The sequence below is a fragment of the Thermus tengchongensis genome (assembly GCF_021462405.1).
GTDB classification, from domain to species: Bacteria; Deinococcota; Deinococci; order Deinococcales; family Thermaceae; genus Thermus; species Thermus tengchongensis.
Genome location: NZ_JAKEDU010000005.1, coordinates 113,384 through 136,178, shown reverse-complemented (window position 1 = coordinate 136,178; position 22,795 = coordinate 113,384). Strand labels below are relative to the sequence as shown.

23 protein-coding genes are annotated in these 22,795 nt (G+C 66.3%); 19 read left to right on the top strand and 4 right to left on the bottom strand.

Features of this window, described 5'->3' with window-relative positions; genetic code table 11:
* Positions 1–7: 7 nt before the first annotated feature.
* From L1087_RS08055 to L1087_RS07995, 13 genes are all read left to right on the top strand, one after another.
* Complete coding sequence (locus tag L1087_RS08055) at positions 8–955, top strand: polyprenyl synthetase family protein (protein ID WP_234558418.1); 948 nt, start codon at positions 8–10, stop codon at positions 953–955.
* 48 nt (positions 956–1,003) lie between these two features.
* Positions 1,004–2,263 carry a Glu/Leu/Phe/Val family dehydrogenase gene (locus tag L1087_RS08050; RefSeq protein WP_234558417.1) on the top strand — a complete coding sequence of 420 codons (1,260 nt, stop codon included), beginning with the start codon at positions 1,004–1,006 and terminating at the stop codon, positions 2,261–2,263.
* A gap of 11 nt (positions 2,264–2,274) precedes the next feature.
* Positions 2,275–3,549, top strand: coding sequence for a Glu/Leu/Phe/Val family dehydrogenase (locus tag L1087_RS08045; protein WP_038041294.1), 1,275 nt, complete (start codon positions 2,275–2,277; stop codon positions 3,547–3,549).
* 102 nt (positions 3,550–3,651) lie between these two features.
* Positions 3,652–4,173, top strand: a complete 522-nt coding sequence (locus L1087_RS08040) for a GNAT family N-acetyltransferase (RefSeq protein ID WP_135343149.1) — start codon at positions 3,652–3,654, stop codon at positions 4,171–4,173.
* 1 nt (position 4,174) lies between these two features.
* On the top strand, positions 4,175–5,065 hold the full coding sequence (locus L1087_RS08035) for a 2-hydroxyacid dehydrogenase (protein WP_234558443.1): 891 nt from the start codon (positions 4,175–4,177) through the stop codon (positions 5,063–5,065).
* 230 nt (positions 5,066–5,295) lie between these two features.
* The gene (locus tag L1087_RS08030; RefSeq protein ID WP_234558416.1) at positions 5,296–5,517 is read left to right on the top strand and encodes a hypothetical protein; all 222 of its coding nucleotides are present in this window, start codon (positions 5,296–5,298) and stop codon (positions 5,515–5,517) included.
* A 62-nt stretch (positions 5,518–5,579) separates the two neighbouring features.
* Positions 5,580–6,602: a 1,9-bis(guanidino)-5-aza-nonane synthase gene (locus L1087_RS08025; protein ID WP_234558415.1), complete on the top strand. Its 1,023-nt coding sequence runs from the start codon at positions 5,580–5,582 to the stop codon at positions 6,600–6,602.
* 190 nt (positions 6,603–6,792) lie between these two features.
* Complete coding sequence (locus tag L1087_RS08020; RefSeq protein WP_234558414.1) at positions 6,793–9,576, top strand: tetratricopeptide repeat protein; 2,784 nt, start codon at positions 6,793–6,795, stop codon at positions 9,574–9,576.
* 5 nt (positions 9,577–9,581) lie between these two features.
* On the top strand, positions 9,582–10,406 hold the full coding sequence (locus tag L1087_RS08015; RefSeq protein WP_234558413.1) for a menaquinone biosynthesis family protein: 825 nt from the start codon (positions 9,582–9,584) through the stop codon (positions 10,404–10,406).
* Between the two features lie 9 nt (positions 10,407–10,415).
* Positions 10,416–11,042 (top strand): Crp/Fnr family transcriptional regulator, encoded by a 627-nt coding sequence (locus L1087_RS08010; RefSeq protein WP_015718065.1) that lies wholly within the window; start codon positions 10,416–10,418, stop codon positions 11,040–11,042.
* A gap of 10 nt (positions 11,043–11,052) precedes the next feature.
* On the top strand, positions 11,053–12,507 hold the full coding sequence (gene bshC, locus L1087_RS08005; RefSeq protein WP_234558412.1) for a bacillithiol biosynthesis cysteine-adding enzyme BshC: 1,455 nt from the start codon (positions 11,053–11,055) through the stop codon (positions 12,505–12,507).
* A 21-nt stretch (positions 12,508–12,528) separates the two neighbouring features.
* Positions 12,529–13,635 (top strand): SpoIID/LytB domain-containing protein, encoded by a 1,107-nt coding sequence (locus L1087_RS08000; RefSeq protein ID WP_234558410.1) that lies wholly within the window; start codon positions 12,529–12,531, stop codon positions 13,633–13,635.
* 180 nt (positions 13,636–13,815) lie between these two features.
* Positions 13,816–14,262: a methylated-DNA--[protein]-cysteine S-methyltransferase gene (locus tag L1087_RS07995; protein ID WP_038041309.1), complete on the top strand. Its 447-nt coding sequence runs from the start codon at positions 13,816–13,818 to the stop codon at positions 14,260–14,262.
* Here the strand turns inward: L1087_RS07995 and L1087_RS07990 are convergent.
* Positions 14,259–15,686, bottom strand: a complete 1,428-nt coding sequence (locus L1087_RS07990) for a glycoside hydrolase family 13 protein (RefSeq protein WP_038041312.1) — start codon at positions 15,684–15,686, stop codon at positions 14,259–14,261. The two genes, L1087_RS07995 and L1087_RS07990, sit on opposite strands and share 4 nt — an antisense overlap.
* 92 nt (positions 15,687–15,778) lie before the next feature.
* Here L1087_RS07990 and gmk point away from each other — a divergent pair, with 92 nt between their 5' ends.
* Genes gmk through L1087_RS07965 form a run of 5 tightly spaced genes read left to right on the top strand, consistent with a single transcriptional unit; the run spans position 15,779 to position 19,017 of the window.
* Complete coding sequence (gene gmk / locus L1087_RS07985; protein WP_038041314.1) at positions 15,779–16,441, top strand: guanylate kinase; 663 nt, start codon at positions 15,779–15,781, stop codon at positions 16,439–16,441.
* Positions 16,422–16,721, top strand: a complete 300-nt coding sequence (gene rpoZ, locus L1087_RS07980) for a DNA-directed RNA polymerase subunit omega (RefSeq protein ID WP_038041316.1) — start codon at positions 16,422–16,424, stop codon at positions 16,719–16,721. Before gmk ends, rpoZ begins: the two co-directional genes overlap by 20 nt.
* Positions 16,722–17,912 carry a bifunctional phosphopantothenoylcysteine decarboxylase/phosphopantothenate--cysteine ligase CoaBC gene (gene coaBC, locus L1087_RS07975; protein ID WP_234558408.1) on the top strand — a complete coding sequence of 397 codons (1,191 nt, stop codon included), beginning with the start codon at positions 16,722–16,724 and terminating at the stop codon, positions 17,910–17,912.
* Between the two features lie 10 nt (positions 17,913–17,922).
* Entirely contained in the window at positions 17,923–18,399 is a 477-nt protein-coding gene (gene argR, locus L1087_RS07970) for an arginine repressor (protein ID WP_038041320.1), read from the top strand.
* Between the two features lie 6 nt (positions 18,400–18,405).
* Entirely contained in the window at positions 18,406–19,017 is a 612-nt protein-coding gene (locus L1087_RS07965; RefSeq protein WP_135259860.1) for a MarC family protein, read from the top strand.
* Here the strand turns inward: L1087_RS07965 and L1087_RS07960 are convergent.
* The 3 genes from L1087_RS07960 to glyA are packed head-to-tail and all read right to left on the bottom strand — an operon-like array spanning position 19,001 to position 22,381.
* The gene (locus tag L1087_RS07960) at positions 19,001–19,534 is read right to left on the bottom strand and encodes a hypothetical protein (protein WP_234558407.1); all 534 of its coding nucleotides are present in this window, start codon (positions 19,532–19,534) and stop codon (positions 19,001–19,003) included. The genes L1087_RS07965 and L1087_RS07960 overlap by 17 nt on opposite strands.
* Positions 19,531–21,135, bottom strand: coding sequence for a DNA repair protein RecN (locus L1087_RS07955; RefSeq protein ID WP_234558405.1), 1,605 nt, complete (start codon positions 21,133–21,135; stop codon positions 19,531–19,533). The genes L1087_RS07960 and L1087_RS07955 overlap by 4 nt, the downstream gene beginning before the upstream one ends.
* 22 nt (positions 21,136–21,157) lie before the next feature.
* On the bottom strand, positions 21,158–22,381 hold the full coding sequence (gene glyA, locus L1087_RS07950; RefSeq protein WP_234558404.1) for a serine hydroxymethyltransferase: 1,224 nt from the start codon (positions 22,379–22,381) through the stop codon (positions 21,158–21,160).
* A gap of 117 nt (positions 22,382–22,498) precedes the next feature.
* Here glyA and L1087_RS07945 point away from each other — a divergent pair, with 117 nt between their 5' ends.
* A complete protein-coding gene (locus L1087_RS07945; RefSeq protein ID WP_038041329.1) occupies positions 22,499–22,774 on the top strand; it encodes a hypothetical protein in 276 nt (91 codons plus the stop codon).
* Positions 22,775–22,795 lie beyond the last annotated feature (21 nt).

Sequence of the window (22,795 nt, the reverse complement as noted above, 5' to 3'; positions counted from 1 at the left end):
GGGGGGCGTGACGGTCCTTCCCGACCTCGAGGCCCCCCTCCTCCGCTTTGAGGAGGCCCTTTCCGAGCTGGTCCAGTCCGACGTCCTCTTCGTGCGCCTCATCCACCAGGACCTGGTAACCGCAGGGGGGAAGCGCATCCGCCCCCGGCTGGTCTTCCTGGTCTCGAGGGCCCTCGGGGGGGCACCCTTTGAGATGGAGCTGGCCCTGGCGGTGGAGCTTCTCCACTCCGCCACCCTGCTCCACGACGACCTCATCGACGACGCGGAGACCCGCAGGGGCAAAGAGGCGGCCTTCCGCCGCTACGGGAACGCGGTTTCGGTGCTCTCCGGGGACTTCCTCCTCTCCCGCCTCCTCCACGTGATCGCCAAGACCGGGCGCATGGAGCTGGTGGAGCGCTTCGCCCAGGTGGCCAAGACCCTGTCGGAAGGAGAGGTCCTGCAGTTCCAGGTGACGGCTTTGGAGGACTACTCCCTGGAGAACTACGAGCGCATCATCACCGCCAAGACGGCGGTGCTCATGGAACTCTGCACGGAGGGCCCCGCCCTCCTCAAGGGCGTGGATGGGGAGGTGCGCCAGGCCCTGGCCCGCTTTGGCCTCCTCTATGGGCAGGCCTTCCAGATGCGGGACGATTACCTGGACCTCATGGGCACCCCTGAGGCCTTGGGCAAACCGGTGGGGGGGGACCTTAGGGAGGGCAAGGCCACCCTCATCACCCTCCTTCTCATGGAGCGCTTCCCCGAGGTGCGGGAGGTCCTGCGCCGCAAGGGGCGGGAGCCGGGGGACCTGGAGCGCCTCCGCGCCCTGGCCCGGGAAAGCGGGGTGGCGGAGGAGGTGGAAAGGGTCATCCGCGAACGGGCCCGCCTGGCCGTAGAGGCGCTCAGGCCCCTTCCCGACTCCCCCTACAAGGAGGCGCTGCGGAGCCTGGCCCTGAAGGAAGCCGAGCGGTTGGCCTAGGGGCCGTTCGTCCCCCTGGGGCGGGGTATAATCCCCCTCGGTGATGCTATGGCCATTCCCGCGTACCGGCCTCCGGAGGATCCTGGCCTCTGGGAGGCTTTCCTTGCGCGTTTGGAGAAGACCTTGAAGGTGGCCCAGGTCCACCCCACCACGGTGGAGTACCTGGCCCACCCCAAGCGCTTGGTGACGGTCTCCCTCCCGGTGGTGATGGATGACGGCAAGGTGCGGGTTTTCCAGGGCTACCGGGTGGTGCATGACATCGCCCGGGGGCCGGCCAAGGGGGGGGTGCGGATCCACCCCTCGGTCACCTTGGGCCAGACCGCGGGCCTGGCCGCCTGGATGACCCTGAAGGCCGCGGTCTACGACCTGCCCTTTGGCGGGGCTGCGGGGGGTATCGCCGCCGACCCCAGGCTCCTTTCCCGCAGGGAGCTGGAACGGCTGGTGCGCCGTTACACCGCCGAGCTGGTCAACCTGATCGGGCCCGACATCGACATCTTGGGCCCCGACCTGGGGACCGACCAGCAGGTGATGGCCTGGATCATGGACACCTACTCCATGACCGTGGGCTCCACCGTGCCCGGGGTGGTGACGGGCAAGCCCCACGCCCTTGGGGGCACGGAGGGCCGGGACGACGCCGCGGGGCTCGGGGTGGCCCTGGTGCTCAAGGAGCTGGCCCGGCGGCGGGGGCTTCCCCTGGAAGGGGCCAAGGTGGCGGTGCAGGGCTTCGGCCAGGTGGGGGGCAGTTTCGCCTTGCATGCCCAGGGAATGGGCTTGAAGGTGGTGGCGGTATCCACGGCCCGGGGGGCCATGTACCAGGAAGAGGGCCTCGAGGTGGCCGAGGTCCTGCGCCACTACGAGGCCACAGGAGAGCTTCCCCGCTACGACCTGGCCCCGGAGGAGCTTTTCGCCTTGGATGTGGACTACCTGGTCCTGGCGGCTCTCGAGGGGGCCTTGGACGGGGAAACGGCCAAGGCGGTGCGGGCCAAGGTGGTGTTGGAGGCCGCCAACTTCGGCCTGACCCCTGAGGGTGAGGCCTACCTCCTGGGCAAAGAAGTCTTGGTGGTGCCGGACCTCCTCACAGGGGGTGGGGGGCTTCTGGCGAGTTATTTGGAATGGGTGCAGGACCTCAACATGTTCTTCTGGAGCGAGGAGGAGGTACGGCAAAGCTTCGCTAAGAGCGTGGCCAGGGCGGTGGCTGAGGTGTGCAATCGGGCCGAGCTCCTTTCCACCGACCTGCGCACCGGGGCCATGGCCCTGGCTCTGGAGCGGGTGAACGAAGCCACACGGTTAAGAGGCGTCTATCCCTAAGAGGAGTGTCCATGAAGAGCGAGCCCCTTTCCTACCTGGGCAAGGACGGCGGTCCTTGGGAGATCTTCGTGGAGCAAGTGGACCGGGTGGTCCCCTACCTGGGGCGGTATGCCCCTTTGGCGGAGAGCCTTAAGAGGCCCAAGCGGGTCCTGATCGTGGACGTGCCCGTCCACCTGGACGACGGCACCGTGGCCTACTTTGAGGGTTACCGGGTCCACCACAACACCGCCCGGGGGCCGGCCAAGGGTGGAGTGCGCTACCACCCCGAGGTGACCCTTTCCGAGGTGATGGCCCTGGCCGCCTGGATGACCATCAAGAATGCCGCCGTGGGCCTGCCCTATGGGGGCGGCAAGGGGGGCATTCGGGTGGACCCCAAGAAGCTTTCCCCCGGGGAGCTGGAGCGCCTGACCCGCCGCTACACCTCGGAGATCGGGATCCTTCTGGGCCCGGATCGGGACATTCCTGCTCCCGATGTAAACACCGGGGAGCGGGAGATGGCTTGGATGATGGACACCTTTTCCATGAACGTGGGCCGCACGGTGCCGGGGGTGGTGACGGGGAAGCCCATCGCCTTAGGGGGTTCCCTGGGGCGGCGGGATGCCACGGGACGGGGGGTGTTCGTGACCGCCAGGGCGGCGGCGGAGAAGATCGGTCTTCCCATCGAAGGGAGCCGGGTAACCCTCCAGGGCTTCGGCAACGTGGGGAACGCTGCCGCCCGCATCTTCCACGACCACGGGGCCCGGATCATCGCCATCCAGGACCACACGGGCACCATCTACAATGAGGCGGGGATAGATCCTTACGACCTTCTCAAGCACGTGGCGGAGTTCGGGGGGGTGCGGGGTTACCCCAAGGCCGAGCCCTTGCCTAACCCCGAGTTCTGGGCGGTACCCACGGAGTTCCTCATCCCCGCCGCCCTCGAGAAGCAGATTACCGAGCAAAACGCCTGGCGCATCCAGGCCAAGATCATCGCCGAGGGGGCCAACGGTCCCACCACTCCCGCCGCGGACGACATCCTGCAGGAGAAGGGCGTTCTGGTGGTGCCCGATGTCATTGCCAACGCCGGGGGCGTCACGGTGAGCTATTTCGAGTGGGTGCAGGACTTCAACTCCTACTTCTGGACGGAGGAGGAGATCAACGCCCGCCTGGAGAGGGTCCTCAGAAACGCCTTTGAGGCGGTGTGGCAGGTGAGCCAGGAGAAGAAGATTCCCTTGCGCACCGCCGCCTACGTGGTGGCCGCCACCCGGGTCCTCGAGGCCCGGGCCCTCCGGGGCCTTTACCCCTAGATGCCGGGAGCCCGTGGGAAAGGGTGCTTTGCGCTTTGGCTCCTGCCCCGGCTCTTCGGGCGTAGGCTGGATCCTGTGGAGCGGCCCCAAGGCTTGGATCCCCTGGGCTGGCCCCGCTATGGCCGCGTGACCCTGAAGCCCTTTAGCGCGGGGCTCACCGAGGAGGAGTGGAAGGGGCTTTATGAAACCTTCCGTGACCCCGAGGTGGCGGAGTGGAATGGCTCGAGCCCCTTGCGCTCCCCCTTCTGGCTTTTCAAGCGCTTCGTCCTGGCGGAGATGCGTCGCAAGGACCGCCTGGCCTTTGTCATCCTGGACGAGAGGGGAGAGTATCTGGGCACCCTGGAGCTTTACGACCTCACCCCGGAGGAGGCCACCTTGGGCATCCTCATCGGGCGGAAGGACCGCTGGGGCCAGGGCTACGGCACGGAGGCGGTGCGGGCGGCCTTGTCCTACGCCTTCGGTCCCTTGGGGCTTACGCGGGTAAAGCTCCGCACCTTTGCCCATAACCTTAGGGCCAGACGGGCCTTTGAGAAGGCGGGTTTCCGCCAGGTGGGCCTGGGCCTGGGGCCTAAGGGAAGGGAGGATGTGTACATGGAGGTGATCCGTGGTCAGCCGGAAGGCTAGCGTGCGCATCTTGAGCCCAAGGCTTAGGGAAGAGGTCTTTGCCCTTTTACCCGAAGAGGTGGAAGTAGATTACCTGGACGAGCCTTGGCCCAAGGCGGTGGACTTCTTCCTGCCTCCTTTCGGCCAGGAGGAGGTGGTGCGGCGGGTGCTGGAACAGGTGGAGGTCAAGGTGGTCCAGACCCTGTCCGCTGGGGTGGACTGGATCCTGCCCCTTGTGCCCGAGGGGGTGGTGCTTTGCGATGGCTCGGGCATCCACGACGTGCCCGTGGCGGAGTGGGTGGTGATGGGCCTTTTGGCCCTCCTTAAGGACCTGCCTGCCTTTTTGCAGGCCCAGGGGGAAGGGCGCTGGGCTCCCAGGGTGCTGGCTGACCTCGAGGGCAAGAAGGTGCTCCTATTGGGCTACGGTTCCATTGGGAGAGCCGTGGAGGAGAGGCTTAGGGCCTTTGGGGTGGAGGTGCTTCCCGTGGCCCGGCGCCCCCGCCCAGGGGTCTACACTCCTCAGGACCTCCCGCATCTTCTGCCCCAGGCGGATGCCGTGGTGGTTCTCCTTCCCCTTACCCCCGAAACACGGGGGCTGGTGGGCCGGGACTTCCTTTCCTGGATGAAGCCGGGAGCCCTTTTGGTGAATGCTGGCCGGGGGCCAGTGGTGGACACAGAAGCCCTCCTCGAGGCGCTACGGGAGGGGAAGGTTCGGGCGGCCTTGGATGTCACCGACCCTGAGCCTTTGCCTTCCGACCATTCTCTTTGGCGGGCTCCTGGAGTCCTCATCACCCCGCATGTGGCCGGGCTTTCCCAGGGTTTCCACCGCCGGGCGGCCCGGTTTTTGGCGGAGCAGGTCCTGCGGTACCTGCGGGGGGAGCCCCTTTTAAACGTGGTGCGGGAGGGGTACTAAGTACCCCGTCGTGGCTTGCGCCACGATGGGGGCCCCAAAGAGCCCATAAGCAAGCCGCTTTGGCTTTGGCCGATGGGGTAACCTTTGCGTGGGGGTACTTAATACCACCCCGTGTGGACCTTATCCGCGTGGGAGCCCCGGTGGAAGAAGCGGGGGAAGGGTCCAGGGGCCAAGGGTAGAAGGCCCCGTTGCGGCTTGGGCTGCGGCGGGGGCCTCAAAGGGAGGGGCATATGGAGGTGATCCTGCACGGCGACCTGAGGCGCTTTGGGGAGCGCCTGGAGGTGGAGGCCAAGACGCCCAAGGAAGCCCTGGAGAAGCTGGGCATTCCCCTGGAGGAGGTTTGGCTTTTGGCGGTGGGGGAGCGGGTGGTGGGCCTGGACGAGCCCGTGGAGGGCCCCCTCGAGGTCTACCCCCCCATCGCCGGGGGTGGTATACTGGAAGTCCTGCCCTAAAAGGCAGGGGGCGCCAAAGGGGGGGAGCCGCCCGACGCCCACCCCGCGTAGAAAGGAGCAGGATGGAGAAGAAGGAACTCCTCTCTACGCCCGTGGTCCCCATCGACATCAAGGCCTTCGACGCCGGACCCATCCTCGAGGCCATGGGCAAGACCGCCTTCCAGGCGAGGAACCTCCACCGGGCGGCGGAGATCTACCTCAAGATGCTGGAGGACGACGCCACCGTCATCCTCACCCTGGCGGGGAGCCTGGTTTCTGCCGGTCAGGGCCTCATCATCCATGACCTGATCCGCAAAGGCCTGGTGGACGTCATCGTGGCCACCGGCGCCAACATTGTGGACCAGGATTTCTTTGAAGCCTTGGGCCACCGCCACTACCAGGGGGACCCCAAGGCCGATGACGAAACCCTGCGCCGCCTCTGGATCGACCGCATCTACGACACCTACATCGACGAGGAGGAGCTCCGCCACACCGACTACACCATCGCCGAGATCGCCGATGCCCTGGAGCCCCGCCCCTACTCCAGCCGGGAGTTCATCTGGCACATGGGCCGCTACTTGGCGGAAAGGGGCCTAGGGGAGGGGAGCATCGTCCGGGCCGCTTACGAGGAGGGGGTGCCCATCTTCGTGCCCGCCTTCTCCGACTCCTCCGCGGGCTTCGGCCTGGTCTACCACCAGGTGAAAAACCCCAAGGCCCACGTGACCATCGACTCCGTGGCCGACTTCCGCGAGCTCACCGAGATCAAGCTCAAAGCCGGCACCACGGGCCTGGTGATGCTGGGGGGCGGGGTGCCCAAGAACTTCGCCCAGGACATCGTGGTGGCCGCGGAGGTCTTGGGCCACCAGGTGGAGATGCACAAGTACGCCATCCAGATCACCGTGGCCGACGAGCGGGATGGGGGGCTTTCCGGCTCCACCCTCTCCGAGGCCCAAAGCTGGGGCAAGGTGGACGCCGCCCTTTCCCAGATGGTCTTCGCCGAGGCCAGCCTGGCCTTCCCCCTCCTGGCCTCCTACGTGTATCACCGGGCTCCCATGCGGGCCAAGCGGCGCTACGCGGACCTCTTCGCTGAGGAGGTTCCCGCCTAAGTACCCCGTCGTGGCTTGCGCCACGACGGGGCCCCAAAGAGGCTGTGAGCACGCCGCTTCGGCTTTGGCCGATGGGGCAACCTTTGCGTGCGGGTACTTAGCCCGTTGGGGTTCCCCCCGCTTGGGGTTATGCCCGGGCGGGGGGGTTCTGCTGGACCAACCCGCCCTCCTTTTGGTAGACTTCCGGCAAATGCCTGATGAGCTAAGGCTATACCTGAAGGAGCGGTTTGGCGTCTGGGGGCCGGTTTCCCCGGGGCGCTTTGAGGCCGAGTTGGCCAAGCGGGTGGGAAGTCCCGCCAAGCGGGAGCCTGTTCTCAAGGCCTGGCGGGCCTACCTTTCGGGGGGCGGCAGGGAGGCGGTGCGAAGTTTCTACCAGGAGATCCTCAAGGTGCCCAAGGGGGAGGCCCTGGTCTACGGCATGCACCTGCCCTTTTTGGAGTTCTACGCCCGGGAGGTGCCTTCCCGCTTAGAGGGGCAGGTTTTGGAGGTGGGGGCCTTCACCGGGGCCTTGGTGGGCTATTTGCAGAGGAAGCGGCCCGAGCTTTCCTTCCACGCCCTGGACGGGGTGGAGGAGGCCGTGGAGCTTGGGAAAAAGCGGGTGCCCGAGGTGGCCTGGCACCTGGCCTGGGCGGAGGAGGCGGAGCTTCCCCCCTTTGACACCCTGCTTCTCCTTTCCGTGTTCCCCGAGGGCTTTGTGGACCAGGAGCTGGAAAGCCGCCTCGAGGCCCCCTCCTTTTGGAAACGCTTCGGTTTCTTTGAGCGCCTTCCCCTTTTCGCCCGGCTGTTGAAGCCCGGTGGGCTTTTGATTTACGGCCACGGGCCCTTCCTGGGCAAAAGCCCGGAAGGGGTGGAGGAAGGCCTAAAGCACCTGGGGTTTGACCAGGTGGAGCGGGTGGGGGAAGGGGAGTACTTTCTGGTGCTGGCGAGAAGGCCCGAGGCACTGGAGGTTAAGGAGGCGGCCTGGTCCCTGGCGGTGGACGAGGAAGCTTCCCTGGAGCTTGAGGAGGCACCCCTGCGGGTTCCCGTTCTGGTTCAGGAGGATCTTTCCGAGGTGCGGGAGCTTCTGGCCGCAGGGCGGTATGCGGAGGTGCTGGCCCATCTGCCCGAGGAAGTGGAAGGGGAGGCGGCCTGCCTGAGGGGGCGGGCCCTTTTCGCCCTTTCCCGCTATGCCGAGGCGGAGGAGGTCTTAAGGCGGGCCCTTTCCGAGGAGGCGGAGGACCTAAGGGCCATGGTGCTGGTGGAGCTCGGGGAGTACGAGCGGGCCAGGCCCCGCCTCGAGGCCCTGGCGGGGAGGGGAGGAAGGTACCGCATCTACCTGGGCCGGGTCTACCTGAGCCTGGGGCGGTATGCGGACGCCCTCAGGCAGTTTGTGGAATCGGGCCTGCCCGAGGCGGAAGGGTACGTGCGGGAGGCCCTGGAACGGATCACCGAGCGCATGCGCCGCTTCGCCCGGGAAGGAGAGTGGGCGGAGGTAAGCCGCCGGGCGGAGTTTGTGGAGGACCTTTCCCCAACCCTACTGACCCGGGAGATGCTCCGGCTTGGCCTGAAGGCGGCCCTGATCCAGGGGCTTTTTGCCCGGGCGGAGCGGTATGCCAGGAGGCTTGCGGATCTGGACGAGGCCGAGGGCTTTTTGGGGCTTGCCCTGGTGGCCCTAAGGGTCCGCTCTCCGCTGGAGGTGCGGCCCATGGAGGACTTGAAGCCAGTGGAGCCCTACCTCACCGAGGCCTTGGCCCGGGCGGAAATCCCTGAGGCCTTGCTGCTTCTCGGGATGCTCCGGGAACGGGAGGGGCGCCACCTGGAAGCCCTACGCCTTTTGGAACGGGCGGCGGATCGGGGAACAGGGGAGGTGGCGGGCCTGGCCTACCACCACCTGGCCCAGGTGAAGCGGGCCCTCAGGCGGCCCCTTAAGGAGATCCTGGGGGACCACAAGCGGGCCCATGCCTTAAGGGCCTACCCTGCCCCCTACCTTTTCCAGCTGGCCCAGGAGGCCCTGAAGGGGGGAGAGGAGGTCTTGGCCAGGGAGCTTCTCTCCCGGGCCCGGGATGCCGGGCTTTCCGAGGTGGCCGAGGAGGACCTCATGGGGCTCCTTGCCCTTCTGGAGAGGCTGGAGGGTCCCTGGGCGGCCTTTAGCCTTCTCTACCAGGCCCTGGGCCGCACGCCAAAGCCCCCCCTGGAGCTTCTGGCCCTGGCCTACCGGCTTTCCCGTGGTTTCCGGGAAAGTCCCGAGGCCTCGGAGGTGCGGGGGCAGTACTTGGCCGCCCTGTATGCCGAGGGGCGGGGGGAGGAGGTGGAGCGGCTTTTGCTGGAGGAGCTGAGGGCCGATCCCCAAGCCCTGGAGGTGCTCTTTGACCTGGCGGAGCACTACGAAGGCCAGGGGAACTGGCGGAAGGCGGCGGAGCACTGGCAGAAGGCCTTGGAGGTAGCCCTTTATCGGGAAAAGGACCTGGACCTTTCCCGGGAGGTCTTAAGAAACCTCCTCTTCCTAAGGCCTCACGACGAGAGCCTTTCCCTTTACCTGGAGGAGCTTAAGGCGGTGAGCCGGGGCCTGGAGGCCTTGGGGGAAAGCCCAAAGGCCCTGCCCGAGACCAAGGAGGAGCTCTTAGAGGAAGGCTTGCCCCAGTTCCACGGGGAGCACCTTCTGGTGGTGGGCGGGCATACCCAGCTCAGGAGCCGGCTGGTTCCCCTCCTCGAGGCCCGGGGCCTCAAAGTGGACTGGTTTGATGCGGATACCGCCGGGGTGGGCAAGGAGGCCCTAAGGCGGATCCAGAACCGCCTGGAGAGGGCCCATGGCCTCATGGTGGTTTCCAGCTATGTGGGCCACGACTTCTCCGAGCCCGTGCGCCTAGAGGCGGAGCGCCTGGGGGTTCCGGTCTACGTGATCCCGGGGCGGGCCCGGGGGGCCACGGGGTTTTTAAGGGCCCTCAAGGCCTTCGCCCCCGAGCTCTTCAAACGGGCCCTCAAGGGGGTACAGTAGGGTTCATGGAGGCGACGGTTCTGAAGCTGGGCTACTCCCCCTGTCCCAACGACACCTTCATCTTCTACGCCCTGACCCACGGCCTTGTGGAGAGCCCGCTTCCCGTGGAGGCGGTTTTGGAGGACGTGGAAACCCTGAACCGCTGGGCTTTGGAGGGGAGGCTACCCCTGACCAAGCTCTCCTATGCCGCCTATGGGAGGGTGCGGGACCGGTATGTGGCCCTAAGGAGCGGGGGGGCTTTGGGCAGGGGCGTGGGCCCTTTGGTGGTGGCCAAAAAGCCCTTGAGGAGCCTGAAGGGAGCCCGGGTGGCCATACCCGGGCGGAACACCACGGCCTTTTTGCTCCTCTCCTTGTACGCGGAAGGGTTTGAGCCGGTGGAGGTGCGCTACGACCGGATCATGCCCCTGGTGGCCCAAGGGGAGGTGGAGGCGGGCCTCATCATCCACGAAAGCCGTTTCACCTACCCGGAGTACGGCCTGGTCAAGGTCCTGGACCTGGGGGAGTGGTGGGAAGGGGAAACGGGCCTGCCCCTCCCCTTGGGGGCCATCCTGGCCCGGCGGGACCTGGGGGAGGGGCTCATCCGGGCCCTGGACGAGGCGGTGCGGCGGAGCCTGGAATACGCCTTTGCCCATCCTGAAGAAACCCTTCCCTACCTAAAAGCCCATGCCCAGGAGCTTTCGGAGGAGGTGATCTGGGCCCATGTGCGCACCTATGTCAACGGGTTCAGCCAGGACGTGGGGGAGGAAGGGGAAAAAGCGGTGAAAAGGCTCTTCGCTGAGGCCGAGGCCCGGGGGCTTATCCCTGCCTCCGAAGCCCCCCTATTTTTGTAAACTCGGGGCATGTTCCAGGAGCTTTCCCTCGAGGCCCGGCGGGAGATGGCCAGGGTGTTCCAGCCCAAGAGGGTCTTGCGGGGTACCCCCCTCTACGCCCTGGGGGACCGGGCGGACGGGGTGTACCTGGTGCGGGAAGGGCTTGTCTGGCTGGAGGGGCCCCGCTCGGCGGAAGGGGAGCCCGCCACCTTGGGGGTGGTGGGGCCTGGAGGGCTTTTTGGGGAGGAGGCCCTAGTGGGGGGAGGAAGGCGCACTTCGGGGGCCACCGCCCTAACCTACGCTGAGTTCCTCTTCGCCCCCCAGGAAGCCCTGGCCCCCGTGCGGGCGCGTTTTCCCGAGGTGGAGCGCTTCCTCCTGGAGGCCCTCTACGCCCGGCTCAAGGAGGCGGAGGAGCGGCTTTGGGAACTGCGCCACCTTTCCGTGAGCCAGCGCTTGGCCCGGCTTCTCCTGAGGTTAAGCCAGGCGGGAGAGGTGGCCTTTTCCCACCAGGACCTGGCCCGCATGGTGGGGGCCACCCGGGAGACCGTGACCAAGCTCCTGGGGGAGTGGGCCCTTTCGGGGGTAGTGGACCTGGGCTACCGTAGGGTGGAGGTCCGGGAACCCCAGGCCCTTGCCCGCCTGGCCGAGGCGCTTTAGGCTTTGAAGCATGGAAGCCCAGGTCCTGGCCCAGCTTTTGGGCCTACCCCAGGGGGAACAGGTCCTCAAAGAGCGCTTGGGCCGGGAAGGCCATCCCCAACTCTCCTCGGCGCTTGCAGCTTACCTGAAGCGTCTTCAGGCTCCACGGGAGGTCCTGGCGGCCCTCGAGGGCCTGGGGCAGGGGGCGGTGGTCACGGGCCAGCAGGCGGGGCTTCTGGGGGGGCCTGCCCTGACCTTCTACAAGGCCCACACCGCTTTGGGCCTGGCGGAAAAGGTGGGGGCGGCTTCCCTCTTCTGGGTGGCTTCCCAGGACCACGATGTGGAGGAGGTGCGCCACCTTCACCTTCTCCTGGAGGAGGAGGTGCGTACCCTATCCCTACCCCTGCCGCCCCTTCCCGCAGGACGGATTCCTTTTGCCCCTTACCGAGAGGCGGTGAGGGAGTTTCTGGGTTCCTGGTCCCGGGATACCCGGGTGGCCTACGCCCTGGAGGGGGAAACCCTGTCTGAGTTTTTCGCCCGCACCCTCTTGGCCTTTCTGGGGGAGAGGGGCCTTATTCCCTTTGACCCCATGGCTCAGGAGCTTGCTCTCCTTTTCCAAAAGGCCCTGGAAAGGGAGCTGGAGGACCCCTTGGCCAGCGCCCAGGCCATCAACCAGGAGGCGGAGCGCATCCGCGCTTTGGGGGGCAGGCCTCCCTTGAAGCGCAAGCCGGGGGCCACCAATCTTTTTTTGGAAACCGATCAAAGAAGGTTGCTTTTTTATCAAGATGGAGCCTTTACCGACGGGGTGCGCCGCTATAGCAAAAAGGAGCTCCTGGAGATCCTTAGGACCGATCCCAGCCGCCTCACCCCTGCGGCGGGCTTGAGGCCGGTGTTCCAGGACCTGGTTCTGCCCACGGCGGGCTTCGTGGTGGGTCCCAACGAGTTCCGGTATGTGGCCGAGCTTTCCGGGGTCTACGCCCTTTACGGTATCCCCATGCCTGCCCTCTTCCTTCGCCTGAGGGCCGTGGTTTTGGAACCTCCCATCCACCGGATTGTGGAGAGGTACCGCCTGGATCCCTGGGCGTTTGTGGATGGGGGAGAGGATGCCTTTCTTAAGGCTGTCAAGGAGGTGCTGGAAGGGTTTAGGGAACTCGAGGCCGAGCTTTTGCGCCTCTTGGAGGAAGTGGAGGCCCTGGGCCAAAAGGCCCATGCCCTGGAGCCCACCTTGGAAAGGCCTTTCCGCCGCTTCCGGGCGAGGCTGAAGGGGGAGGGGGAAAGGCTTTTGAAGAAGCTCCTTCGCGCCCGCATGGGGCGGGATGCGGTCCTTCTCCATCATCTGGAGCGCCTCAAGCGGCACCTCTTGCCTCGAGGCCTGCCTCAGGAGCGGGTCTACCCCTTCGCCATGTACGCCTTGCGTCACCCCGAGGCCCTCCTCAGGCTCCGAGAGGCACCCATCTCGGGAAGGGCCACCTTGGTTTTGGGCTAGGTGGTAGGATGGGGGCAATATATGACGCATGGGTTAAAGGGTGCCCTTCTGGCATGCCTCCTTTTGCTGGTCTGGATCCTGCCCTCCCGGGGCCAGGAAGGGGACCTTCTCCTTAGGGTGCTCCTGAAGGAGGTGCCGGAGGGCCAGGAGGTGTCCCTCCTCCTGCCGGAGGGCCAGGGAACCGTGCGGGCCAGGGGGGAGGCCCAAGGGGTCTGGGTGGAGGGCAAGGTCCAGCCCTTTTGGGAGTTTCCCGGACCCTATTTCCGCCTGGATGGGCGCACCTATAGGGGTGGGGTACGGCTTCTCTCCCAAGGGGGAAAGCTTTTGCTGGTGAACTTGGTCCTTTTGGAGGACTACCTCCTCGGCGTCCTCCCCGCGGAGATGCCCGAGGGCTTTCCCCAGGAGGCTTTAAAGGCCCAGGCGGTGGTGGCCCGCACCTTTGCCGTGAATCGGCTGAACCCCCGGGCTCCATACGACCTCTGCGCCAGCGAGGTCTGCCAGGTCTACCTGGGTTTTGACGTGGAAACCGCCCGGCACACTGAGGCGGTGAGGGGTACCCGGGGGAAGGTCCTAAGCTACCAGGGAAGGGCCATTTCCGCGCTGTACCACGCCGACTCCGGGGGTATGACCGCGGGGAGCGAAGAGGTCTTTCAGAAGGCCCTGCCCTATTTGCGGCCGAGGCCGGACCCCTATGCCCGGGGTCCCAAAAGCCAGTGGCAGGTTTCCGTGAGTCCCGAGAGGGCGGCGGCGGCTTTGCGGGCCATGGGCCACACGCCCCAAGGCAGCGACTCCCCGGTGGTGCTGGAGCGGAGCGCTTCGGGTAGGGTGTGGCGCCTCCGGCTCCTTGGGGTGGAGATCCAAGGGCCCGAGGCCCAGCGGCTGGTGCGGAACCTGGGCCTGCCCTCGGCTTTGGTGGAGTTCAAGGGCTGGCGGGCGGAGGGCCGGGGGGCAGGGCACGGGGTGGGCCTCTCCCAGTGGGGGGCCAAGGGCATGGCGGAGGCGGGGTACGGGTACCGGGAGGTCCTGGGGCACTACTTCCCTGGCACCTTCCTTTCCGACTTGCTGCTGGGCCGGATATCCGGGGTGGAGACCGCCTGGATCCCTTCACGCTGGGGACTTGGCTTTTAGGTAGGCCTCCAGGGCTGTGGCGGTCAAGGTTTCCTCGGCTTCCCAGGGTGGCGCCAGAAGGAGGCGTTCAGGCCCAGGAGAGGAACCCTGGGAAAAGATCCGAGGTGTTCCCATGCGCCCATTATAGATTGCTTCTTTAGTAGGGCCATTGGCCATTGTGGCGAAGAGGCGGTTTTGGCTATGCTGATCCCCACGCCTATCGGACCCTTGTGGTTGGAGACGACCTCTGCGGGGGTGCGGCTCCTGGAGCCCGCCCTCTTTCCCCGGGGGCGGGAGGCGGAGGGGGCTTTGGCCCTTAGGGTGCGGGAGCACGTCCTGGCCTACTTCGCCGGGGAAAGGCCTGACTTTCTGGACATTCCCCTGGACTACGCCGGGTTTTCCCCGGCCCGGGTGGCCCTTTACGAGCGGGTGCGCCGCATCCCCTACGGGCGCACGGAAAGTTATGGAAGCCTGGCGCGGGAGCTTGGCCTCTCCCCAAGGGCGGTGGGGGCGGGGTTGCGGGCCTCGCCCTTCTTCCTCCTGGTGCCCGCCCACCGGGTGGTCCACGCCGACGGGCGGCTTGGGGGGTTTGCCGGGCAGGAGGGGCTTAAGGCCTGGCTCCTGCGCTTTGAGGGAGCCTGGCCCTAGACCTCCACCCAGATGGCCACAGAAAAAGGGGGAAGCTCGGGCCCACAAAGGCGTCCTCCTGCCGGGGTGCAGGTTTTTCCGGAGAGGAGGTCCACGGCCTGGGCCCCTCGAGGCAGGGCACCATGCAGGGGAAAATCCTGGCGGAAAGGCTCGGAAGCGGCGTTCACCACCACCAGGTAGGGCCCCCGGGTGAAGGCCAGGTGGCCGTCCACCGCGTAGATCCGCCCGTAGGGGGCGGTGCGGAGGAGGGGGTGTTCTTGGCGCAGGCGGGCCATCCGCCGCACGCTCTCCCGGATCTCCCGCCTCCAGCGGCCTTCCTCCCACACCATGCCCCCGCGGTTTTCCGGGTCGTGGCCGCCCTCCATGCCGATCTCCTCCCCGTAGTACACCGTGGGGTTTCCCGGCAGGAGGAAAAGCAGGGAAAGGGCCAGCTTAGCCCGCTCCACGCTTCCCCTAAGGAGGGTGAGGAGGCGGGGGGTGTCGTGGGAGGTGAGGAGGTTCATCTGGGCCCGCACCACCTCAGGCCGGTACCGGGTGAAGAGGTTCTCCAGCCGGTGGCTGAAGGCCAGGGCCTGCAGGGGTTCGATGCGCCCCAGGCCCGAGCGGGCGGCCAGCTCCTGGTCCAGGACCTCCCCTCCCACGAAGCCCAGGATGGCCCGGCTCAAGGGGTAGTTCATGGTGGCGTCAAACATGTCCCCCTGGAGCCAGAAGTCGGCCTCCTCCCAGATTTCCCCCACGATGTAGGCCTCGGGGTTGGCCCCCTTGACCCGGCGGCGGAAAGCCCGCCAGAACTCGGGGTCCTCGATCTCGTTGGGCACGTCCAGCCGCCAGCCATCCGCGCCGAAGCGGATCCAGTACTCCGCCACCTCCAGGAGGTACTCCCGCACCGCCGGGGTTTCCACCCGGAGCTTGGGGAGCTCGGGGTTGCCCCACCAGGCCTCGTAGTTGGGGTTCCGCCCGTAGGGGTTTAGGGGGAAGCCCTTTACGTGGTACCAGTCCCGATAAGGGCTCGCCTCCCCGTTTTCCAAAAGGTGCTGGAAGGCGAAAAACCCCCTTCCCGTGTGGTTGAAAACCCCGTCCAGGATGACGCGAATGCCGTGGGCATGGGCGACTTCCAGAAGGTGCCTTAGAGCCACGTTCCCCCCCAGGAGGGGATCCACCTGGAAATAGTCCGTGGTGTGGTATCGGTGATTGGCGGTGGAGGCGAAGATGGGGTTCAGGTAAAGGGCTTCCACCCCCAAGTCCTTAAGGTAGGGGATTTTCTCCGCTATGCCCCAGAGGGTGCCCCCCTTGAAGCCCCTAAGGGAGGGCGGGGCTTCCCAGGGTTCGAAGGGACCGCTGGGGGCGGGCTTGCCCGGGGGGCCTGCCCGGAAGTAACGGTCGGGAAAGATCTGATAGAAGAAAGCGCCCTCGTACCAGGCCACGGGCCCAAGTGTACCACGGGCGAAGGGTGCCTAGATCACAAAAATCCTTGTTCCCGGACCCAGGGTTCTGGTATCCTCCCGGGGTGAGGGGTATGGGGGGCCGCCTTTTCGTCATGACCGGGGCCAGCGGGGTGGGGAAGGGTACGGTGCGGGCTAAGGTGCTGGAGCGCACCCGCCTCTTCTACTCCGTCTCTATGACCACCCGTCCCCCGCGTCCCGGGGAACGGGATGGGGTGGACTACTACTTTGTGGACAGGGCCACCTTTGAGCTCCTGTTGCGGGAGGATGGATTCTTGGAGCATGCCGAGTACGTGGGGCACCTCTACGGTACCCCCAAGGCTCCGGTGGAGCGGGCTCTGGCCCGGGGGGAGGATGTCCTCCTGGAGATCGAGGTCCAGGGAGCCCTGCAGGTGCGCAAGAAGGTACCGGAGGCGGTCCTCATCTTCCTCCTGCCCCCTTCCCTTTCTGAGCTGAAGCGGCGTTTGGTCTACCGGGGCAAGGACGCCCCTGAGAAGATAGAAAAGCGGCTGAAGCAGGCGGAGTGGGAGATACGAAACGCCCACCTCTTTGACTATGTGATCGTGAACGATGTGCTGGAGGAGGCGGTGGCCGACTTCCTGGCCATCCTTACCGCCGAGAGGCGGCGTACCCCCAGGATGGGCGCTGCCTTGGAGAAGGCCCTTAAGCGGGATAAGGACCTGGAAGCGGAGCTGGACGAGATTCTGCGGAGGAGTTATGGCGGAACCCGGGATTGACAAGCTTTTTGGCATGGTGGATTCCAAGTACCGGCTTACCGTGGTGGTGGCCAAGCGGGCAGAGCAGCTTCTCCGCCACCGCTTCAAGAACACGGCCCTGGAGCCGGAGGAGAGGCCCAAGATGCGGACCCTCGAGGGCCTCTTTGACGACCCCAACCCCGTCACCTGGGCCATGAAGGAGCTCCTCATGGGGCGGCTGGTCTTCGGGGAGAACCTGGTGCCCGAGGACCGGCTGCAGCGGGAGATGGAACGCCTTTACCCGGTGGAAGAGGAGGAGTAGGTGGCCCGGGTCCTGGTGGCGGTGACGGGGGGGGTGGCGGCCATCAAGGCCCCCCACCTCCTCCGCCTCCTCAGGGCCCAGGGCCACGAGGTGCGGGTCCTGGCCACCCCCAGGGCCCTGGAGTTCATCACCCCCCTTTCCCTGGCGGTGGCTGCTGGAGGGGAGGTGGCCACGGAGGAGGCCTGGTTCAGGCCGGATGGCCGGGCCTTACACATAGAGCTCGCCCGGTGGGCCGAGGTGGTCCTGGTGGCTCCGGCCACCGCGGACGCCATGGCCAAGGCCGCCTTGGGCCTGGCCGACGACCTCCTTTCCGCCACGCTTCTCGCCGGGGCCAAGCGGGTGGCCTGGGCCCCGGCCATGAACGAGGCCATGTGGCTTGCCCCCAAGACCCAGGAGCATGTCCGGACCCTCGAGGCCATGGGCCATGCCCTTTTCGGTCCCGCCTACGGGCCTTTGGCGGCGGTGGGGGAAGGGGAAGGATGGGGACGGATGCTGGAGCCAGAGGAGCTTTTGGAGAGGCTTCAGGCCCTCCTCACGCCCAAGGACCTTAAGGGCCTTAAGCTTCTGGTATCCGCCGGCCCCACCCGGGAGTACCTGGATCCGGTGCGCTTTCTTTCCAACCCCTCCTCGGGCCGCATGGGCTACGCCCTGGCCGAGGCCGCCCGGGACCGGGGGGCGGAGGTGGTGCTGGTTTCCGGGCCCACGACCCTGCCCGCCCCTTGGGGGGTGGAGGTGGTTCGGGTGGAAAGCGCCTTGGAGATGCGAGAGGCCATTCTGAGGCGCTATTCCTGGGCCCAGGCGGTGGTGATGGCGGCGGCGGTGGCCGATTACCGCCCGGCGGAGGTGAGCCGGGAGAAGGAGCCCAAGGTGGCGGCGGAGAAGGTCCTCCGCCTTCTTCCCAACCCCGACATCCTCAAGGAGCTAGGGGAGAACAAGGGACCGAGGGTCCTGGTGGGCTTTGCCATGGAAACCGGGGAGGGATTGGCGCGGGCCAAGGAGAAGCTTCTCCGCAAGAACCTGGACCTCATTGTCCTCAACTGGGTGAACCGGGAGGGAGTGGGCTTCGGCAGCCTCGAAAACGAGGTGGTCCTCCTCCTCCGGGATGGCCGGGTGCTGGAACTCCCCCGCATGAAAAAGCGGCAGGTGGCCGACCGTATACTGGACTTGGTTAAAGAGTTCTGGAAGGGTTAGAGGGGTGTCTATGCGAAGCAAAGCGGAGCGGCACCGCGCCATTCAGGAGATCGTGAGCCGGGAGGAGATCGGCACGCAGAAGGAGCTGGTGGAGCGTCTGAAGCAGCTGGGTTTTGAGGTGACCCAGGCCACGGTGAGCCGGGACATCGCCGAGCTGAGACTGGCCCGGGTTTCCCTGGGCAAGGGGCGGCACAAGTACGCCCTGCCCTCCATGGAGCTTCCCGAGGACGTTTACGAGGAACTGAAGCGGCAGTTTGGCCTCTTCGTCAAGGACGTGGACCGGGGGGGGAATATCCTGGTGGTAAAGACGGCGGAGGGCCACGCCTCCGGCATCGCCCTTTTGATGGACCGCCTCAAGCGGGACGAGATCGTGGGCACCTTGGCGGGGGAGGATACCATCCTGGTGGTGGCCCGGACCGAGGAAGGGGCGAGGGCCCTGGAGGAGGAGTTCGGGGAACTCCTCGTGGCGGGGAAGATGCGCCTTTAGGCCTTTGTGCTGGAGCTTTTCCTCAAATCCTTCCTCACCCTCTTCGTGGTCATGGACCCGGTGGGGCTGGTGCCGGTGTTTTTAGCCTTGGCCGGGGACCGTCCCCCCAAGAAGCAGGCCCAGATCGCTAGGAAAGCGGTGCTGGTGGCAGGGGGGCTTCTGGTTTCCTTCTTCTTTTTCGGCCGGGGGCTTCTGGAGTACCTGGGCATCAGCTTGGATGCCCTGCGCATCGCCGGGGGGATCCTGCTTTTCCGCATCGCCACCGAGATGGTCTTCGCCCACCACGAGCGGGAAACGGAGGAGGAGAAGGATGAGGCCCGGGAGCGGGCGGACATCTCCGTTTTCCCCCTGGCCATTCCCCTCATCGCCGGACCTGGGGCCTTGGCCAGCGTCCTCATCCTGGGCGGGGAGGCCCGGGGGGTGCCTTGGGGCTGGGCGGTGGTGCTCTTCAACGTTTTCTTGGTCCTCTTCCTGGCCTATGTGCTCCTGGGGGCGGCGGTGAGGGTGCGCCGGGCCCTGGGGCGCACGGGGGTGAACGTGGTTACCCGGGTCTTGGGGATCCTCCTAGCGGCTTTGGCGGTGCAGTACGTGGCGGATGGGGTTAAAGCCCTTTTCTAGCCCTCTTGGCCTGGTACATGCGTCTGTCGGCCTCCCCTTTGAGGACCCGGGGCCGGCCCTTTTGCCAGTTGTCCACCCCTAGGCCGTACCAGAAGAGCTCCTCCTCCTCCAAGGAGGTGCGGGCCGTGAGCAGGCGCTCGCTGAAACCTTCCTGGGCCACCAGGTAAAAGAAGGCCCCTTCTCTTAAGAGGATGCTGCCCGCTTCAGCTCCTGGCACCACCGCCACGGCTTCGCGGATCAAGTCCTTGAGAAGGCCTTCCGGCTTCTCGTGTTGCATGAGTCCTTTCAGCACCCGAAGGAGGCTTTGGTAGGCCTTGGCCCGCACGGCCAGATGGCTGACCTCGAGGAGAAGCAGGTAGGTGCCTTCCGGGGCGGGCAGGCGCACCGCCTGGTAGGTCTTCGTCCCCACCTCCAGGGTGTCCCCCTGGGGAAGGGGAAGGCCTTCGGCCAGGGAGTTGCGCACCACCTCCGTTTCCCGGACAAGATAGGCGGGGTAGGGAGCCTCGAGGGGATTCATTCCTGGGCCTCCGCCCAATCCTGAACGAGGTGGCCGTTTCCTTCCAGAAGGAGGCGGGCGTGGGCCAGGGCGGCCTCGGTGTACTGGCCGGAGAGGAGGCGGGCGAGCTCCCGTATGCGCTTTTCCCCTTCCAGCACCTCGATGCGCACCTCCTCCCCCTCCTTCACCACCCTCAGGTGCCTTGTTGCCCGGGCGGCGATCTGGGGCAGGTGGGTGACCACCAGCACCTGCCGGAACTGGCCCAAGCGGGCCAGCCTTTCCGCCACCTTCCAGGCGGTTTCCCCCCCTATGCCGGCGTCCACCTCGTCGAAGACCACGGTGGGGGCCTCGGCCCCGGTGAGGAGGGCGAGGGCTAGGGCGATGCGGGAGAGCTCCCCGCCGCTGGCCGCGGAGAGGGGAGCGGGGGGAAGGTGGGGGTTGGCGGAGAAGCGGAACAGGACCTCCTCCAGGCCCTGGGGTCCGGGTTCGGGGAGGGGTTTGAGCTCCACCTGGAAGCGGGCTTTGGGGAAACCCAGGGCGGAAAGCTCCGCCTCCATTTCCTTTTCCAGCTTCCTTGCCGCCCGGAGGCGGGCTTCGGAAAGGCGCTCCCCCGCTTTGTAGAGGGCCTCAGAGGCCACCCTTAAAGCCCTTTCCAGCTCTAAAAGACGCTCTTCCCCTCCCTCCAGGGCCTTGAGCTCCTCCTGGGCCCTTTCCCCGTAGCGCAGGACCTCCTCCAGGGTGGGGCCGTACTTGCGCTTGAGCCTTTCCAGAAGGGAAAGGCGCTCCTCCAGCTGGGCCAGACGGCTGGGGTCTCCCTCCAGGCTTTCCAGGTAGTCCTCCAGCTCCCGGGCCACGGCCCGGCCTCCTTCCAAAGCCCCCTCCAGGTCCCGGGCCAGGGCCTCGAGGGCCGGGTCAAAGCGGCTTCCCGCCCTTAGCTCCCGCAGAGCCGCCTGAAGAAGATCCAGGGCACCCCCTTCCGCCAGGAGGGCATAGGCCTTTCCCGAGCGCTCCCTCAGGGCTTCCAGATGGCGAAGCCTTTGCGCCTCGGCCTCCAGCTCCTGATCCTCGCCGGGCCTGGGGTTGGCCTCCAGGATCTCCTTGAGCTGGAAGCGCAAGAGGTCCTCCCGCTCGGTCTTGGCCCTTAGGGCTTCCTCCAGGGTGCGTTTTTCAGCAAGGAGGGCCTGATGCTTCCTGTAGGCCTCCCCGTACTCCTGGAGGAGGCCCGGGGGCAGGAGGGCATCCAGAAGCTCCCGTTGCCTTTTAGGGGAGAGGAGGGCGATGGCCGTGTGCTGGGCGTGGAGGGAAAGCCACCTTTCCGCCTCCTCCTGGAGCTCTTTGAGGCTTACCACCTTCCCATCGATCCGCGGGGTGGAGCGGTTCCCGATGCGGCGGGAAAGGATGCGCTCCTCGCCCTCGCCTTGGAAGAAGGCGGTCACCAGGAGGCTATCGCCAAAAGGCCCCAAAAGCCCCTCGGACCTGGCCCCCAGGAGGAGGGCCAAGGCGTCCACCAGGAGGCTTTTCCCCGCTCCGGTTTCCCCGGTGAGGACGTTCAGCCCAGGGCCCAGCTCCAGGGTGGCCTCGCAGATGACGGCGAGGTTGCGCACCTCGAGGCGCTTGAGCATCCTCTTCCATTCTAAGGCTTCCCTAGGGCATGGGGTGGGCTAGGGCGAGCTGCCTAACCTCCTCTCGCAGGGCCTCCGAGGGCCCCTCCATGAGGGCCCGGTCGATGAGCTCCGCCACCAGGGGCATTTCCTCCGGGGTGAAGCCCCTTGTGGTGATGGCCGGGGTGCCGATGCGGATCCCCGAGGTGACCCTGGGGGGCTTGGGGTCAAAGGGGATGGCGTTTTTGTTCACGGTGATGCCCACGGCGTCCAGCCGCTCTTCCGCCTCCTTTCCCGTGAGTCCCTTAGGCCTTAGGTCCACCAGGAAGAGGTGGTTGTCCGTGCCTCCGGTGACGATGCGGTAGCCCCGATTTGCCAGCTCCTCCGCCAGGCGCCGGGCGTTTGCCACCACCAGCCGGCTGTACTCCTTGAACTCGGGCTGCAGGGCCTCAAAGAAGGCCACCGCCTTGCCGGCGATCACATGTTCCAGGGGGCCGCCCTGGATGCCGGGGAAGATGAGCTTGTCTATCTTTTTGCCCAGATCGAGGTCGTTGGAGAGAATAAGCCCGCCCCTCGGGCCCCTTAGGGTCTTGTGGGTGGTGCTGGTGACCACGTGGGCGTGGGGGAGGGGGTTTGGGTGAAGGCCCGCCGCCACCAGGCCGGCGAAGTGGGCCATGTCCACCACCAGGTAGGCCCCCACCTCCTCGGCGATCTCCCGGAAGGCCTGGAAGTCCCAGAAGCGGGGGTAGGCGCTTGAGCCGGCCACGATCACCTTGGGGCGGTGTTCCCGGGCCAAGCGGCGCACCTCGTCCAGGTCGATGAGCTCGGTATCGGGCCGGACCCCGTAGGAAACCACCTTGTAGAGCTTCCCGGAGAAGTTCACCTTGGAGCCGTGGGTGAGGTGGCCTCCCGCGGCCAGGTCCATGCCCATGAGGGTGTCCCCCGGCTCCATGAGGGCCATGTACACCGCCATGTTGGCCTGGGAGCCGGAGTGGGGCTGGACGTTGGCCCAAGCGGCGCCGAAGAGGGCTTTGGCCCGCTCTATGGCCAGGCTTTCCACCTGGTCGATGATCTCGCACCCCCCGTAGTAGCGGGCCCCGGGGTAACCTTCCGCATACTTGTTGGTGAGGACGCTTCCTACCGCCTCCCGCACCTGGGCAGAGACGAAGTTCTCGCTGGCGATGAGCTCCAGGCCTTCCCGCTGGCGCTTTTCCTCCAGGGCGATGAGCTGAAAAAGAGCCTCGTCCCGTAAGCTGGTCCTTACCATAGGCCGATTATAGGCCCTGCACCGGGGCGCCACCAGGTCACCTTTACCGGGAACCGGGGCCTTAGGAGGAGGCGGAAGGACCCCGGAAAAGGGTCTTTCCTTTGGTAAGCTTGGGACATGAAGGGAAGTGTTTTCCCGATTTTGAAGTGGGGGCTTGCCCTGACCCTGGCTATCCTGCTTTTGGCCATTATTCTCATCAACTTCACCTCCAGCCGCGACCTGCCGGAGCTGGTCCGGGTGCAGGTGGAGCGGTATGCGGTGTGCAGTTACTGGTTCTTCGGGTGGCACCTGGCTTCCACCGGTGCCTTCGCCTTTATCTTCCTGCTGGTGGGGTTTCTCCTGGGCCTTGGGACGGGGTTTTTCCTGAAGCGGGGGGTGGCCTCGAGGGGCTAGTGTCCCCCTGGCTCGGTTAAG

Bases quoted from the DNA above. Each gene is read 5' to 3' on its own strand.
- L1087_RS08050 (WP_234558417.1), top strand. From the start codon at position 1,004: ATGGCCATTCCCGCGTACCGGCCTCCGGAGGATCCTGGCCTCTGGGAG.
- L1087_RS08045 (WP_038041294.1), top strand. From the start codon at position 2,275: ATGAAGAGCGAGCCCCTTTCCTACCTGGGCAAGGACGGCGGTCCTTGG.
- L1087_RS08030 (WP_234558416.1), top strand. From the start codon at position 5,296: ATGGAGGTGATCCTGCACGGCGACCTGAGGCGCTTTGGGGAGCGCCTG.
- L1087_RS08025 (WP_234558415.1), top strand. From the start codon at position 5,580: ATGGAGAAGAAGGAACTCCTCTCTACGCCCGTGGTCCCCATCGACATC.
- L1087_RS08020 (WP_234558414.1), top strand. From the start codon at position 6,793: ATGCCTGATGAGCTAAGGCTATACCTGAAGGAGCGGTTTGGCGTCTGG.
- L1087_RS08015 (WP_234558413.1), top strand. From the start codon at position 9,582: ATGGAGGCGACGGTTCTGAAGCTGGGCTACTCCCCCTGTCCCAACGAC.
- L1087_RS08010 (WP_015718065.1), top strand. From the start codon at position 10,416: ATGTTCCAGGAGCTTTCCCTCGAGGCCCGGCGGGAGATGGCCAGGGTG.
- bshC (WP_234558412.1), top strand. From the start codon at position 11,053: ATGGAAGCCCAGGTCCTGGCCCAGCTTTTGGGCCTACCCCAGGGGGAA.
- L1087_RS08000 (WP_234558410.1), top strand. From the start codon at position 12,529: ATGACGCATGGGTTAAAGGGTGCCCTTCTGGCATGCCTCCTTTTGCTG.
- L1087_RS07995 (WP_038041309.1), top strand. From the start codon at position 13,816: ATGCTGATCCCCACGCCTATCGGACCCTTGTGGTTGGAGACGACCTCT.
- gmk (WP_038041314.1), top strand. From the start codon at position 15,779: ATGGGGGGCCGCCTTTTCGTCATGACCGGGGCCAGCGGGGTGGGGAAG.
- rpoZ (WP_038041316.1), top strand. From the start codon at position 16,422: ATGGCGGAACCCGGGATTGACAAGCTTTTTGGCATGGTGGATTCCAAG.
- argR (WP_038041320.1), top strand. From the start codon at position 17,923: ATGCGAAGCAAAGCGGAGCGGCACCGCGCCATTCAGGAGATCGTGAGC.
- L1087_RS07960 (WP_234558407.1), bottom strand. From the start codon at position 19,534: ATGAATCCCCTCGAGGCTCCCTACCCCGCCTATCTTGTCCGGGAAACG.
- L1087_RS07955 (WP_234558405.1), bottom strand. From the start codon at position 21,135: ATGCTCAAGCGCCTCGAGGTGCGCAACCTCGCCGTCATCTGCGAGGCC.
- glyA (WP_234558404.1), bottom strand. From the start codon at position 22,381: ATGGTAAGGACCAGCTTACGGGACGAGGCTCTTTTTCAGCTCATCGCC.
- L1087_RS07945 (WP_038041329.1), top strand. From the start codon at position 22,499: ATGAAGGGAAGTGTTTTCCCGATTTTGAAGTGGGGGCTTGCCCTGACC.